Source organism: Streptomyces sp. NPDC060064 (genome assembly GCF_042736455.1).
In the GTDB taxonomy this organism is placed as follows: Bacteria; Actinomycetota; Actinomycetes; order Streptomycetales; family Streptomycetaceae; genus Streptomyces.
Genome location: NZ_JBHWWF010000077.1, coordinates 1 through 14,747, shown reverse-complemented (window position 1 = coordinate 14,747; position 14,747 = coordinate 1). Strand labels below are relative to the sequence as shown.

The 14,747-nt window shown below is 69.6% G+C and carries 11 protein-coding genes; 5 read left to right on the top strand and 6 right to left on the bottom strand.

What is annotated here, in order from left to right:
* Nucleotides 1-304 precede the first annotated feature (304 nt).
* Both ACFWDI_RS40050 and ACFWDI_RS40045 read left to right on the top strand, forming a co-directional pair.
* The gene (locus ACFWDI_RS40050; protein WP_385311932.1) at nucleotides 305-1,957 is read left to right on the top strand and encodes an alkaline phosphatase D family protein; all 1,653 of its coding nucleotides are present in this window, start codon (nucleotides 305-307) and stop codon (nucleotides 1,955-1,957) included.
* Nucleotides 1,958-2,302: 345 nt separating this feature from the next.
* Entirely contained in the window at nucleotides 2,303-3,265 is a 963-nt protein-coding gene (locus ACFWDI_RS40045; protein WP_385311930.1) for a zinc metalloprotease, read from the top strand.
* Between the two features lie 37 nt (nucleotides 3,266-3,302).
* On the opposite strand, the gene ACFWDI_RS40040 is transcribed toward ACFWDI_RS40045, so the two are convergent.
* Complete coding sequence (locus ACFWDI_RS40040; RefSeq protein WP_385311929.1) at nucleotides 3,303-3,884, bottom strand: dienelactone hydrolase family protein; 582 nt, start codon at nucleotides 3,882-3,884, stop codon at nucleotides 3,303-3,305.
* Nucleotides 3,885-3,934: 50 nt separating this feature from the next.
* Here ACFWDI_RS40040 and ACFWDI_RS40035 point away from each other — a divergent pair, with 50 nt between their 5' ends.
* Entirely contained in the window at nucleotides 3,935-5,083 is a 1,149-nt protein-coding gene (locus tag ACFWDI_RS40035; protein WP_385311928.1) for a mechanosensitive ion channel family protein, read from the top strand.
* Nucleotides 5,084-5,151: 68 nt separating this feature from the next.
* Here the strand turns inward: ACFWDI_RS40035 and ACFWDI_RS40030 are convergent, their stop codons facing one another.
* Nucleotides 5,152-6,738, bottom strand: a complete 1,587-nt coding sequence (locus ACFWDI_RS40030) for a Na+/H+ antiporter (protein WP_385311927.1) — start codon at nucleotides 6,736-6,738, stop codon at nucleotides 5,152-5,154.
* Nucleotides 6,739-6,921: 183 nt separating this feature from the next.
* On the opposite strand from ACFWDI_RS40030, the gene ACFWDI_RS40025 reads away from it, so the two are divergent.
* Nucleotides 6,922-7,392, top strand: coding sequence for a hypothetical protein (locus tag ACFWDI_RS40025; protein ID WP_385311926.1), 471 nt, complete (start codon nucleotides 6,922-6,924; stop codon nucleotides 7,390-7,392).
* A gap of 95 nt (nucleotides 7,393-7,487) precedes the next feature.
* Here the strand turns inward: ACFWDI_RS40025 and ACFWDI_RS40020 are convergent, their stop codons facing one another.
* From ACFWDI_RS40020 to ACFWDI_RS40005, 4 genes are all read right to left on the bottom strand, one after another.
* Nucleotides 7,488-7,961 (bottom strand): GNAT family N-acetyltransferase, encoded by a 474-nt coding sequence (locus tag ACFWDI_RS40020; protein ID WP_327323012.1) that lies wholly within the window; start codon nucleotides 7,959-7,961, stop codon nucleotides 7,488-7,490.
* Nucleotides 7,958-8,899 carry an RluA family pseudouridine synthase gene (locus ACFWDI_RS40015; RefSeq protein WP_385311924.1) on the bottom strand — a complete coding sequence of 314 codons (942 nt, stop codon included), beginning with the start codon at nucleotides 8,897-8,899 and terminating at the stop codon, nucleotides 7,958-7,960. The genes ACFWDI_RS40020 and ACFWDI_RS40015 overlap by 4 nt, the downstream gene beginning before the upstream one ends.
* 17 nt (nucleotides 8,900-8,916) lie before the next feature.
* Nucleotides 8,917-9,477, bottom strand: a complete 561-nt coding sequence (lspA, locus tag ACFWDI_RS40010) for a signal peptidase II (protein ID WP_362675381.1) — start codon at nucleotides 9,475-9,477, stop codon at nucleotides 8,917-8,919.
* A gap of 72 nt (nucleotides 9,478-9,549) precedes the next feature.
* Nucleotides 9,550-10,584, bottom strand: a complete 1,035-nt coding sequence (locus tag ACFWDI_RS40005; RefSeq protein WP_385311923.1) for a TraR/DksA C4-type zinc finger protein — start codon at nucleotides 10,582-10,584, stop codon at nucleotides 9,550-9,552.
* A gap of 570 nt (nucleotides 10,585-11,154) precedes the next feature.
* On the opposite strand from ACFWDI_RS40005, the gene ileS reads away from it, so the two are divergent.
* A complete protein-coding gene (gene ileS, locus ACFWDI_RS40000; RefSeq protein ID WP_385311921.1) occupies nucleotides 11,155-14,292 on the top strand; it encodes an isoleucine--tRNA ligase in 3,138 nt (1,045 codons plus the stop codon).
* The last annotated feature ends 455 nt before the right edge of the window (nucleotides 14,293-14,747 follow it).

The following is a 14,747-nucleotide window of genomic DNA, read 5'->3' as shown; positions in this document are numbered from 1 at the left end:
CCTTGGTGGGTGTAACTGTACACCGGGGCTACCACCACGGCTCTTACGGCGTTACCGCCTGCGGGGGCGTGGGGGGGGTGTGGGGGCGTCCCCCCCCACACCCCACCTCTTTCGGGGGGCTCGCCCTCAGTTCAGGGAAGGGGCGGGGTGGGGGGGAACACCCCCGTTCGCCCGGTTCCGCACGGTTACCACCACGCCCCCACCCGACCCACAAGCAACACCCCGGTAGACCGTTCCCCATCACCCGGCGAACTTTCCCCGTTCGGTCACCCATTCGTCTTACCGATCAGTAGTCTGATCGGCCGTGACCAGTCGACTCTCCTCAACTCCCAGCCGCCGCACGGTCGTCAAGGCCGCCGCCGCCACCGCTGTCGTCGCCGCTCCCGCCCTCGCGGCCGCCACCTCCGCAAACGCCGCCTCCGCCCAGGAGGCCCCCGCCTTCCTGCACGGCCTGGCCTCCGGCGACCCGCTGCCCGACGGCGTGCTGCTGTGGACGCGCATCACGCCCACCCCCGATGCCGTGCCCGGCTCGGGCAAGGGCCCGGACACCGCGGTGAGTTGGGAGGTCGCCGAGGACAAGGGATTCACCCGTGTCGTCGCCCGCGGCACCACCACCTCGAAGGCCGCCTCCGACCACACCGTCAAGGTTGACGTAAGGGGCCTGCGCCAGGCGACCGCCTATTACTTCCGCTTCACCGCCGGTACCGTCCTCTCCCCCGTCGGCCGCACCCGCACCGCCCCGGCCACCGACGCCGCCACACCCGGTGTCCGCTTCGGTGTGGTCTCCTGCGCCAACTGGGAGTCCGGTTACTTCTCCGCGTACCGGCATCTGGCCGCCCGTACCGACCTCGACGCGATCCTCCATCTCGGCGACTACATCTACGAGTACGCCACCGGCGGCTACCCGGAGCCGAAGTACGTCGTACGGCAGCACTCGCCGAAGAACGAGATCATCACGCTCGCCGATTACCGCACCCGCCACGCCACGTACAAGACGGACACCGACCTGCAGACGCTGCACGCCGCGCATCCGGTGATCGCGATCTGGGACGACCACGAGTTCGCGAACGACGCCTGGTCGGGCGGCGCGGAGAACCACACCCCGGGCACCGAGGGCGAGTGGGCGGCCCGCGCCGCCGCCGCCCGCCAGGCCTACTTCGAGTGGATGCCCGTACGCGCCTCCACCGAGGGCACCGTCTACCGCCGGCTGCGCTTCGGCAAGCTCGCCGATCTGCACCTGCTCGATCTGCGGTCCTTCCGCTCGCAGCAGACGACGGTCGGCAACGGCAGCGTGGACGACCCGGAGCGTACGATCACCGGCCGCGCCCAGCTGGACTGGCTGAAGTCCGGCCTGGCCGGATCCGACGCGGCTTGGAAGCTGGTCGGCACCTCGGTGATGATCTCGCCGGTCGCCTTCGGCTCCGTACCGGCCCATCTGCTGGAGCCGATAGCGGAGTTGCTCGGCCTGCCCAAGGAGGGCCTCGCGGTCAACGTCGACCAGTGGGACGGCTACACGGACGACCGCAGGGAACTGCTCGCGCATCTGACGCAGCGCGGCATCGAGAACACCGTCTTCCTCACCGGCGACATCCACATGGCCTGGGCCAACGACGTCCCGGTCAAGGCCGCGACGTATCCCTTCTCGGAGTCCGCCGCGACCGAGTTCGTGGTGACGTCGGTGACCTCCGACAACCTGGACGACATCCTTCATGTCGCGCCGGGCACGGTCTCGTTGGTGGCCTCCGCCGCCGTCAAGGCGGCCAACCGCCATGTGAAGTGGATCGACATGGACAACCACGGCTACGGCGTCCTCGATGTCACCGCCGAGCGCTCGCAGATGGACTACTACGTCCTGTCCGACAAGACGAAGCAGGACGCGACCTCGAAGTGGGCCCGCTCCTACCGGACGCTCAGTGGAACGCAGAAGGTCGAGCGGGTGAATCAGCCGGTGCGCTGACGGCGAATTCCAGCCACTCCGCGATGTGTTAACCAGTGATCACATCGAGACGACGGGTGGTGTGATCCGTGGCTTGAAAGCGGACACACCACCCGTCTCTGTAGCCCCACTTGTTACGTGAGGATCTCAACGCCCGAAGAGGGCGCGGGCGTTTATCCCGGTTGTCCGCAGTCTACGCGGGTTGATTGGGCTTGATCGCCTCTCATCAAGCCCTGTCATGCACCCGTAATCTCCCCGCGGTGGCCAGAAAAAGGCCACTCCCCCACCCCCACGCGAGGAGACACCGTGCGGACTCTTGCCCGAATATCGCCGCGTTTGCGCAACCGCGTACTCGGTACAGCAATCATGGCCGGAACCCTGGCCCTCTCGCCGCTCTCCGCCCCCACGGGGATCGCCGCCACCAAGGCACCTGCCGCCAAGACCGTCTCCAAGGTGTCCAACGCCTCCGACGAGTGCGCCGAGGACACCGGCACGAGCGCCGCCGCCCGCAAGGCCCGTCCCGTCGGCGGCGTCCAGGCCCACGAGCCCAATGAGGTCACCGCCGCCAAGGCCAAGGCCATGGACGCGGATCTGAAGAAGAGAGTCGAGGCGGCCCGGACCGACGGCCGCAGACTGTCGGTCGCCACCGCGACCACCATCCCGGTCTACTTCCACGTCATCCACAGCGGTTCGACCGGCAAGCTCACCGCCACCGACATCTCCAAGCAGATCTCGGTCCTCAACGCGGCCTACGCAGGCCAGGGCACCGGCAACTCCAACTCGAGCTTCCAGTTCTCGCTGGCCGGCACGGACTACACGGACAACGCCACCTGGTACAACGGCATCCAGCCGGGCTCCTCCGCCGAGACGGCCATGAAGTCGCAGCTGCGCAAGGGCGGCGCCGGCGCGCTCAACTTCTACACCGCCAGCCTCGGTGACGGCCTGCTCGGCTGGGCCACCTTCCCGTCCTCGTATGCCTCCGACCCGTCCGACGACGGTGTGGTGGTCCTCGACACCTCGCTGCCCGGCGGTTCCGCGACCAACTACAACGAGGGCGACACCGCCACCCACGAAGTCGGCCACTGGATGGGGCTGTACCACACCTTCCAGGGCGGCTGCACCGGCAGCGGCGACTATGTCTCGGACACCCCGGCCGAGAAGACCGCCGCGACCGCCTGCCCGACCGGCCGTGACAGCTGCACCAACAAAACCGGTGTGGACCCGATCCACAACTTCATGGATTACACCTACGACCCGTGCATGTACCAGTTCACCGCGGGTCAGGTGCAGCGGATGAAGGACAGCTGGACCGCCTACCGGGCGGGCTGACACCAGGCTGCCCGCCGCACCCGCGGCGGGCAGCCGTTCACTGGTCCCGCTGGAGCGTCTCCAGGAATCCCAGCGCGATCCGCCAGGTCCGCTCGGCCGACTCCTCGTCGTAGTCCGGCAGATCGGGGTCGGTGTACAGATGCCCGGCCCCCGGATAGCGGTAGATCTCCACATCCGCGCCCGCCCGCTGCATCTGCAGATACCAGGCGCTCAGCCAGTCGTGCGGCTCGAACGGGTCGGGGTCCGCGACATGCAGCTGTACGGGCAGCTCGTCCACGCTCGCACCGTCCGCGATGTCGGACGTGCCGTGCATCAGCAGCAGCCCGCGGGCCTTCTCGTCGCCCAGCGCGAGGTTCTGCGCGATCGAGCCACCGAGGGAGAAGCCCGCGTACACCAGCCCCTCGTCGGAGTGGGGCGCGGCGGCCAGGATCGCGCGGCGCAGCAGCTCCTCCTGGCCGATCTTGTCCTTGAGCTCCCTGCCCTCTTCGACGCTCTCGACGGTTTGTCCCTCGAAGAGGTCGGGCACGCGAACCTGGTGTCCGGCGGCGCGCAGCCGCTCGGCTGCCGCGTGCACGGCCGGACGCAGACCGTAGACCGAATGAAAGAGCATGATGTTCATTCGGCCATCCTGCCAGTTGCTGTCGAAGTCAATCGGAGTCAATCGGAGTCATGGAGAACGCATTGCGCCCGTTGACCGTGGTCGGTGGCTCGGTCGTGCTCACCCTGCTGCTCGGCTGGGTCGTCGACCTGCTGCTGCGCCGCGTGGACGCCCGCCACCCCGAGACCCCCCTGTGGGGGCTGCTGCGCCGCTGCCGGCTGCCCCTCCAGGTCGTCCTGCTCACCGCCCTGCTGAGAGGGACCTACCGCGAGACGCAGTGGCAGCTCATCGAGGAGTACGAGGCCGGCATCGGACATGCCCTCTCGCTGGTCCTGATCAGTGCCGGCGCCTGGCTGGTGGTACGGATGGTCTCCGCCGCCGTGGAGTCCTCGTACGCCCGCTACGCGTCGTCGACCCGCGATCCGGCCCGGGTACGGCGGGTGCGAACGCAGGTCACGCTGATCATGCGGATCGTCATCGCGGTCGTCGTGGTGGTGGCGGTCGCCGCGATGCTGCTGACCTTTCCCGGTATGGAGAAGGTCGGCGCCTCGATGCTGGCCTCCGCGGGCATCATCGGCATCGTCGCCGGTGTCGCCGCGCAGTCCACGCTCGGCAATCTCTTCGCCGGTTTCCAGATCGCTTTCGGCGACATGGTGCGGATCGGCGACACGGTGGTCGTGGACGGCGAGTGGGGTGTGATCGAGGAGGTCACGCTGACGTTTCTGGCGGTGCGGACCTGGGACGAGCGGCGGATCACCATGCCGGTGTCGTACTTCACCAGCAAGCCCTTCGAGAACTGGTCGCGCGGCGGGGCGCAGATGACCGGAACGGTCTTCTTCCATCTGGACCACTCGGCGCCGGTCGCCCTGATGCGCGAGAAGCTGCACGACATCCTGCGGGAGTGCGCGGCGTGGGACGGCCGGGACTGGAGCCTGGCGGTGACGGACACCACGCCCACCACGATGCAGGTACGGGCGGTGGTCACGGCCAAGGACGCCGACGACATCTGGACGGCACGGTGTGCCGTACGGGAGCAGATGATCGCGTGGCTGTCCGAGAAGCATCCGTACGCGCTGCCGCGGATCGCGACGTCGCCGGGTGTGCTGCCGCCGGACGGATCGTGGCCGGCGGCCGCGGAGCCCGCACCAAGTGTGGACCTGCCCGAGCAGGGCGACGGAGACCACGACGGGGAAACGCAGCCGCGGACGGGCCGGGGCTGACGTCCGGTCGCCGCAAGGCTCCCGCCGCGCCGCCGCGCCGCCACGCACCGCGAGCCGCGACCACCCCGTCACCGCATGCTGCGTACGTCCAGGTGTCGCAGGACCCGGTCCACCACCTCCGGGTTCGCGCCCGGTTCGTTGCGGGCCGAGAGCACCTCGTGGCGCGCCGCCGACATCATCTCCCGCTGGATCCGCTGCACTGTCCTGAGACGTTCATCCCGCTTCGCGAACCACTCGCGCCGCTCGTCGTCGACGATGTCCGGGCTGATCCTCGCCCCCATGTCGTACGCCCCGCGCAACAGCCGATCGCTGATGTCCTCCGGCAGTTCTTCCACCGCCTCGATCTCCCGCAGCCGGTGCTTCGCCGCCTTCGCCGCGCGGCGGGCCAGGCTCCGCTCCAGTTCCCGCTCGGCGTCCGCGTCCGCGCGTACGCCGAGCCGCCGTACCAGCCAGGGCAGCGTCAGCCCCTGGAGAACGAGCGTGGCCAGGATGACCGCGAACGCGATGAAGATGATCTCGTCCCGCGCCGGAAAGTCCGCCCCGCTGTCCGTCTTCCGCGGAATGGCGAGTGCCAGCGCGACCGATGCCACGCCGCGCATCCCCGACCACCACATGACGACGGTCTCCCGCCAGCTCACGGGGATTTCCTCGTTGTAGTCCCGCAGGTTGTGCAGTCTTTTGGCGAGCCAGGTCGCAGGCATCAGCCACAGCAGCCGAACCACCACGACGACCGCGACGATCACCGCGCCCCACTCCAGCATCTGCGCCTCGCGCCCGTTGGCCGTGCCGAAGACGTGGTGCAGTTCAAGTCCGATGAGGCCGAACGCGACTCCGGTCACCAGCATGTCGACGACCTGCCAGAAGGTGTTTCCGGCCAGCCGCCCCATCACGTCGTCGGCGTCGGCGGTGTGCTCGGCCAGGAAGAGCGCGGTGGTGAGGACGGCGAGCACGCCCGACCCCTTCAGCTCCTCCGCGAGCACATAGCTGACGAACGGCACCATCAGCGAGAGGCCGATCTGCAGTGTGGCGTCGCCGAGCATGCTCATCAGCTTGTTGGAGAGCCAGCCGAGGGCGAGCCCCACCGCCACGGCCACCACGCCCGAGAGCACCAGCTCCCCCACCGCGGCCGGCCAGGAGAACGTCCCGCTCACCGCGGCGGCGATCGCCACGTGGTAGAGCACGATGGCCGTGACGTCGTTGAAGAGCCCCTCGCCCTCCAGGATGGAGGTCAGCCGCCGTGGCAGTCCGAGCGACCCGGCGACGGCGGTCGCGGCGACCGGGTCCGGCGGCGCGACGAGCGCGCCCAGCGCGAGCGCCGCGGCGACCGGCAGCCCCGGCACGATCGCGTTGGCGACGGCCGCCACCGCCGCCGTCGTCACAAACACCAGCGCGACCGCGAGCAGCAGGATCGGCCGGATGTTGGCCGTGAACTGCCGCCAGGAGGTGCGCTGTACCGAGGCGTACAGCAGTGGCGGCAGCAACAGCGGAAGGATGAGATCCGGCGGCACGTCGACGTTCGGCACGAACGGCACAAAGGCCAGGGCGATCCCGGCCAGTGTCATCAGCACGGGCGCGGGCAGGCCGAGACGCTCGCCCAGCGGCACCGTCACCACGGCCCCCAGCAACAGCGCGAACAGCAGCGCCAATTGGTCCACGGTGTGCCCTCCGGCGGTGGGAAACCTCAACGATCAGATCCTCAAGCCTGCCACGCAAAGCACCTCAACCTTCCCAACATCCCCTATGGCAAAGATCTCTGATTCATCATCCTGAACAGCCATCGGATGTTTGGTGACGCGAGAGGCCTTCCGGTTCTGCTGGGGCACGGGCACCATGCGGGCATGAGACGACGTGACGTACTCGGTTCCGCGGCCGGCACCGCCCTCTGGCTGGCGGCGTCCCCCACTGCCTGGGCCGCACCCGCATCCGCCTCCGCGCCCCACCCCAACTCCTCCGCGGAGGCCGACCCGTACGAGGAGACGGTCAGGGCGGCCGCCATGGTCTGGCGCAAGCTCCCCACGTCCTGGCAGGAAGGCCCCTTCCTCGCCAACGGCCGCTTCGGCGCCCAGCTCTACGCCGGCCGGACGGCGAACACCCTGAAGCTGATGCTCAGCCACTCCGAGGTCCAGGACCAGCGCGGCCAGTGGCGCGGCGGCATCGGCTACTCCCCCTTGCCCATCGGACCGACTCGCGCAGCCATCCGACTCCCGCGCCACGCAACGGCGGTGATCACGACGAAGGGCACGCGCCCGTCCCCACCGAGAGAGGTCCCACCGCTGGGCACCTGGACGCGCTGGGGCCTGCCGCGCTGAGGGGCGGGGCGCCCGGACGGGCCCCCACCACGCGGCGAAGCCGCGCATCGATACACCAGGAGGGGCGGGTCAGGAGAGCAACCCCCCGGCCTCGGCTACAGCGCCCGCCGCATCGCCCGATGCCCGATCCCCGCGTCCAGGAACTCCGCCCCGTACGCCACATACCCCAGCCGCTCGTAGAACCCCACCGCCTGCGTCTGCGCATGCAGGTCCACCGACGCCAGCCCGCGCTCCCGCGCCGCCTCCTCGATGCCCCGCACCAGCGCCACGCCCACGCCGAGTCCCCGCGCCGCCTTGTTCACCGCGAGCCGGCCCAGCGAGCCCACCGAATCGTCGCCGCCGGTCCTGCCCGCCGCGGCCGGGCCGTGCAGCAGGCGGCCCGTGCCCAGCGAGACCCCGTCCGCGCCGACCGCGAGGACATGCACCGTGGCCGCGTCCTCCGCGTCGAACGCGTCGTACTCGATCTCCTCCGGCACCCCCTGCTCGACGACGAAGACCTCTTTCCGGACCGCGAAACACGCCTCACGGTCGGCCGGGCCGACCGCCTCCCGCACCAGGAAAACGCTCACGCGCTCTCCGCCGCGATCTTGTCCAGCGCCTCCTGCAGATCGTCCGGGTACGTGCTCCCGAACTCGACCCACTGCCCGTCCGACGGGTGCTCGAAGCCGAGCCGCACCGCGTGCAGCCACTGCCTGCTCAGTCCCAGCCGCTTCGCCAGCGTCGGGTCCGCGCCGTAGGTCAGATCGCCCACGCAGGGGTGCTTGTGCGCCGCCATGTGCACCCGGATCTGGTGCGTACGCCCGGTCTCCAGCTTGATGTCCAGCAGCGACGCCGCCCGGTACGCCTCGATCAGGTCGTAGTGCGTCACCGACGGCTTGCCCTCCGCCGTGACCGCCCACTTGTAGTCGTGGTTCGGGTGCCGGCCGATCGGCGCGTCGATCGTCCCGCTCATCGGGTCCGGGTGCCCCTGCACCAGCGCGTGGTACCGCTTGTCCACGACCCGGTCCCGGAACTGCGCCTTCAGCAGGGTGTACGCCCGCTCCGACTTGGCGACGACCATCAGCCCGGACGTGCCGACGTCCAGCCGGTGCACGATCCCCTGCCGCTCCGCCGCGCCCGACGTCGAGATCCGGTACCCGGCCGCCGCAAGACCGCCGATCACCGTCGTCCCGGTCCAGCCCGGGCTCGGATGCGCGGCCACGCCCACCGGCTTCATGATCACGACGATGTCGTCGTCGTCGTGCACGATCTCCATGCCCTCGACCGGCTCGGCCACGATCTGCACCGGCGCGGACGCCTGAGGCATCTCCACCTCGAGCCACGCGCCGCCGTGCACACGCTCGGACTTTCCGACGACCGAACCGTCGACCTGCACCTTCCCGGCAGCTGCCAGCTCGGCCGCCTTCGTACGGGAGAACCCGAACATCCGGGAGATGGCGGCGTCGACGCGCTCGCCCTCAAGGCCATCGGGTACGGGCAGGGTGCGGATCTCGGGAACTGTACTCACCCGACGAGTATGCCTTGTCAGTCCTTGTGGACTGTCCCGTCGGGGTCCAGCCCCCTGAAGGACAGGATCACAATCAGGAAGCCGCCGCAGACGATCGCGGAGTCGGCGAGGTTGAAGACGGCGAAGTGCGCGGGCGCGATGAAGTCGACGACCGCGCCCTTGAAGACGCCCGGCGCACGGAAGATCCGGTCGGTGAGATTGCCGAGCGCACCGCCCAGCAGCAACCCGAGGGCGATCGCCCAGGGCAGGCTGTAGAGCTTGCGCGCCAGCCGGGCGATCACGATGATCACCGTCGCCGCGATGCAGGTGAAGATCACGGTGAAGGCCTCGCCCATGCCGAAGGCCGCGCCGGGGTTCCGGATCGCCGCGAGCTTCAGCAGATCGCCGATGATCTTGATCGGCTCGTGGTGCTCCAGCTTGGCCACCACGAGCATCTTGCTGACGAGGTCGATCAGGTAGGCCACGACCGCCACGCCGAACAGCACAGCGATCTTGCGGCTGCCCTTGGGCTGCTCGGCGGGCGCCGCAGCCTCGTCGTCAACATCTGGCGTACCGATGATGCGCTCCGCCTCTGCCACGTGAGTCCCTCAACCTAGGTGCCTGACTGAGCACGAGGGTACGGCACACACATGCGGAGTCTCAGCCCGCGGTCAGCCCCGCCGCTCCTGCTTCTGCTTGTCCTCCACGCAGAGTGTGGCGCGTGGGAACGCCTGCATACGGGCCTTTCCGATCGGCTTGCCGCAGATCTCGCAGAGCCCGTACGTCCCCGCGTCGAGCCGCAGGAGCGCCCGCTCGGTCTGCTCCAGCATCTCCCGGGCGTTGGCGGCGAGGGACATCTCGTGCTCGCGCGTGATGTTCTTTGTGCCGGTGTCGGCGTCGTCGTCGCCCGCACCGTCCCCGGAGTCCCGCATCAGCCCGGCCAGCGCCGCCTCCGAGGAGGTGAGCTCACTGTTCAGCCGAGTCACCTCGCTCTCCAGCTCGGCGCGCGCCTCGGCGACCTCTTCCGGGGTCCACGGGTCCTCGCCGGGCCGTACGGCGAGCTCCTCCGGCCGTGTCGCGGCCGCTGTAGGGGCCGTGGGCATCGCTGTCGCGCTCTTGCCGGCAGCTGATGCCGCACCTGCGGTCTTCTTCGCTCCCACCGTTCTGGCTCCTGTCTGCTCGGCGGCCTGGGCCGCCCCCTTGGCCGCAGGTGCGGCCTTCTTGGCGGCCTTCTTGGCGGTCGCCCCAGCGGGCGCCGCCTTCCTGGCCGCGGCTTTCTTCGCAGGTGCCTTCTTCACCGGCGCTGTCTGAGGCACCGATGCGGCCGTCTCCTGCACGGCAGTCGCCTTCTTCGCAGTCGTCTTGCTGGGGGTGGTCTTCTTCGCAGACGTCTTCTTGGCGGACGTCTTCCTGGCGGACGCTTTCCCGGCCGCGGCTTTCTTCCCGGTCGCCTTCTTCGCCGACGTCGTCTTCTCCGCGGGCGCCTCCTTCGCGGGTGCCTTACCCGCCGACGCCTTCTTCGTCACCGCTTTCTCCGCCGCCGCGGTCTTCTTGTCGGCCACGGTCTTCTTCGTGGCCCCCTCACCGGTACCTGCCGCGGCCTTCTTCGCGACGGCGTTGTTCTTCCCGCTCGTGTGCTTGGCCGCCGCCTCAGCGGCGGTGGATCGTGCGGACGCCGACTTCTCAGCAGTCTTCTTCGCCACCATGGCCGCGGCCCCTTCACATACTGTGATCTTGCGCGCGAATCGTGCTGGGACGATAAATCGACCACAGCTCCGCGGCAAACGGGGCACGCCGCCGGTCCGGCCCGCCCCGGCCGGGGCAAGACGAACCTGCATCCGTTGTGCCCAGCTCCCCGCCCGGTAATCCGCCGGCCGGGCGGAGCCGGAGTCCGCCGGACCCCGTATGGCCATTCGGGTCAACCGCGCGGCCGCGGGCGAGCTGGGGGAAGGCCCGGGGAAATGCGGTCGGCCCCCCGCCGTACGGGCCCGTACACTGGGCGGAGCGAAAGGCGTGGATGGGGACGAGTAGCTTCGTACGCAGCCATGAGCGACCCGGGGACGGTGAGAGCCCGGGGGCGAGCACGAGGTGAAGGATCACCCCTGAGCCGTCGGAAGAAAGCCCGCAGCACGACCGCGGGCGACTAGACCCGGCATCGCGACCCCAATGAGGGGGCTCACCGGCCACGGCCGGCGGGCCAAGGAGGGTGGTACCGCGGGAGCTCGCGCTCTCGTCCCTCCGACGGAACAGACCCTGTCCGTTGGAGGAGCTCGTCGATGACACCACCCCAGTACCGCCCGGTGCCCGCCCAGGTCGATCTGCCCGCGCTCGAGCACGCCGTGCTCGACTTCTGGCGCGAGAGCAAGATCTTCGCCAAGAGCCTCGAGCAGTCCGAGGGCCGCCCCGAGTGGGTGTTCTACGAGGGGCCGCCGACCGCCAACGGCATGCCCGGCGCGCACCACATCGAGGCCCGCGTCTTCAAGGACGTCTTCCCGCGCTTCCGCACCATGCGCGGCTACCACGTCGCCCGCAAGGCCGGCTGGGACTGCCACGGTCTGCCGGTCGAGCTCGCCGTCGAGAAGGAGCTCGGCTTCTCCGGCAAGAAGGACATCGAGGCGTACGGCATCGCGGAGTTCAACGACAAGTGCCGTGAGTCGGTGACCCGGCACACGGACGCGTTCGCCGAGCTGACGACCCGCATGGGCTACTGGACCGACCTCGACGACGCGTACCGCACCATGGACCCGTCGTACATCGAGTCGGTCTGGTGGTCGCTGAAGGAGATCTTCAACAAGGGCCTGCTGGTCCAGGACCACCGTGTCGCCCCCTGGTGCCCGCGCTGCGGCACCGGCCTCTCGGACCATGAGCTGGCGCAGGGTTACGAGACGGTCGTGGACCCGTCCGTCTTCGTGCGCTTCCCGCTGACTTCCGGCCCGCTGGCCGGCGAAGCGGCCCTCCTCGTGTGGACAACGACTCCCTGGACCCTGGTCTCCAACACCGCCGTCGCCGCGCACCCCGATGTCACGTACGTCGTCGCGACGAACGGCGAGGAGAAGCTCGTCGTCGCGCAGCCGTTGCTCGAGAAGGCGCTGGGCGAGGGCTGGGTGACCACCGGGCAGTCCTTCACGGGCGCCGAGATGGAGCGCTGGACGTACGACCGTCCCTTTGCTCTCGTCGAGTTCCCTTCGGAAGCGCACTACGTCGTCAATGCCGAGTATGTGACGACCGAGGACGGTACGGGTCTGGTCCACCAGTCCCCCGCCTTCGGTGAGGACGACCTCAAGGTCTGCCGCGCGTACGGCCTGCCGGTCGTGAATCCGGTCCGCCCGGACGGCACCTTCGAGGAGGACGTCCCGCTGGTCGGCGGCGTCTTCTTCAAGAAGGCCGACGAGACCCTCGTGGACGATCTGCAGTCCCGCGGTCTGCTCTTCAGGCACGTCCCGTACGAGCACAGCTACCCGCACTGCTGGCGTTGCCACACCGCGCTGCTCTACTACGCGCAGCCGTCCTGGTACATCCGCACCACCGCCGTCAAGGACCGGCTGCTCGAGGAGAACGAGAACACCAACTGGTTCCCGGACTCGGTCAAGCACGGCCGGTACGGCGACTGGCTGAACAACAACATCGACTGGGCACTGTCGCGGAACCGCTACTGGGGGACGCCGCTGCCGATCTGGCGCTGCGAGGAGAACCACCTCACGTGCGTCGGCTCGCGCGCCGAGCTGACCGAGCTGACCGGCACGGACCAGTCGGCGCTGGACCCGCACCGTCCCTTCATCGACGATGTCACGTTCTCGTGCCCGACCTGCCAGGAGACCGCGACGCGCGTTCCCGAGGTCATCGACGCCTGGTACGACTCGGGTTCGATGCCGTTCGCGCAGTGGGGCTATCCGTACAAGAACAAGGAGCTCTTCGAGAAGCGCTACCCGGCGCAGTTCATCTCGGAGGCCATCGACCAGACGCGCGGCTGGTTCTACACGCTGATGGCCGTGGGCACGCTGGTCTTCGACAAGTCCTCGTACGAGAACGTGGTCTGCCTGGGCCACATCCTCGCCGAGGACGGCCGCAAGATGTCCAAGCACCTGGGGAACATCCTTCAGCCCATCCCGCTGATGGACCAGCACGGCGCGGACGCGGTCCGCTGGTTCATGGCGGCCGGCGGCTCCCCGTGGGCCGCCCGCCGGGTCGGCCACGGCACGATCCAGGAAGTGGTCCGCAAGACCCTTCTGACGTACTGGAACACGGTGGCCTTCCAGGCGCTGTACGCCCGTACGTCCAACTGGGCGCCGTCCGCGGCGGATCCGGCGCCGGCGGAGCGCACGGTCCTGGACCGCTGGCTGCTGAGCGAGCTCAACGCGCTGGTGGACCAGGTCACTTCGTCCCTGGAGTCGTACGACACCCAGCGCGCCGGCAAGCTTCTGTCTTCGTTCGTCGACGATCTGTCCAACTGGTACGTACGCCGATCGCGCCGCCGCTTCTGGCAGGGCGACAAGGCGGCGCTGCGCACCCTGCACGATGTCGTCGAGACGGTGACCCGCCTCATGGCCCCGCTCACCCCCTTCATCACGGAGCGGGTCTGGCAGGACCTGATCGTCCCGGTCACGCCGGACGCCCCGGAGTCGGTCCACCTCTCGACCTGGCCCGCGGCCGACCTCGCCGCCATCGACCCGACCCTGTCCTCCCAGATGGCGCTGGTCCGCCGCCTGGTGGAACTGGGCCGCGCGACGCGCGCGGAGTCGGGCGTGAAGACCCGCCAGCCGCTCTCCCGCGCGCTGGTGGCCGCGGCGGGCTTCGAGGCCCTCTCGCCCGAGCTGCACGCCCAGATCACGGAGGAGCTGAACGTCTCGTCGCTGGCCTCCCTCTCCGAGGTCGGCGGCTCCCTGGTCGACACGACGGCCAAGGCGAACTTCCGTGCGCTGGGCAAGCGCTTCGGCAAGGGCGTCCAGGCGGTGGCGAAGGCGGTCGCCGAGGCGGACGCCGCGGCGCTGTCGCTGGCCCTGCGCGAGGGCACGGCGACGGTCGAGGTCGACGGCGAGACGGTGTCCCTCTCCCCGGAGGAGGTCATCATCACGGAGACCCCGCGCGAGGGCTGGTCGGTGGCCTCGGACTCGGGCGCGACGGTCGCGCTGGATCTGGAGATCACCCCGGAGCTGCGCCTGGCGGGCCTGGCCCGTGACGCGATCCGGCTGATCCAGGAGGCCCGCAAGAACAGCGGCCTGGACGTGGCGGACCGGATCGCGGTGCGCTGGTCCTCGACGGACCCGTCCACGACGGAGGCCCTGACGGAGCATGCGGCTCTGATCGCGGACGAGGTTCTGGCGACGAGCTTCACACCGGACGAGGCGGACGCCGGCTTCGGCGGCCCCTTCACGGACGAGGGCCTGTCCCTGACGTTCCGCCTCCGCAAGGTGTAACGCCTTCCGCCTGCGGGGGGCCTGTTCCCCTACCCGCCCCTTATCCGCGGTGCCGATTTGCGGCTCCGCCGCGTGGGGGGGGGGGCGGGCCCCAGGCCCCGGACGCCCTTCGGGCGTGTCCTCAATCGCCGGACGGGCTGGATTTTCCCGCCCGTCCGGCGGCCAAGTCCAGCCCCGCCGACCGGACAATTCAGCCTCGCCGGCGATTGAGGCGCGGGTCCTGGGCGGGGCCCGAAACAAGCCCACCCGCAAAACAAGCCCCGCCGGCGATTGAGGCGCGGGGCCCGGGGCGGAGCCCCGAAACAAGCCCACCCGCGATCGAGGCACAGGTCCTGGGAACGGAGCCCGAAACAAGCCCCGCCGGCGATTGAGGCGCAGGGGCTGGGGCAGAGCCCCACACGCGGTGGAGCCGCACGCAGGGCACGACAAAGGGCCGGGCCCGGGACGTCATGTCC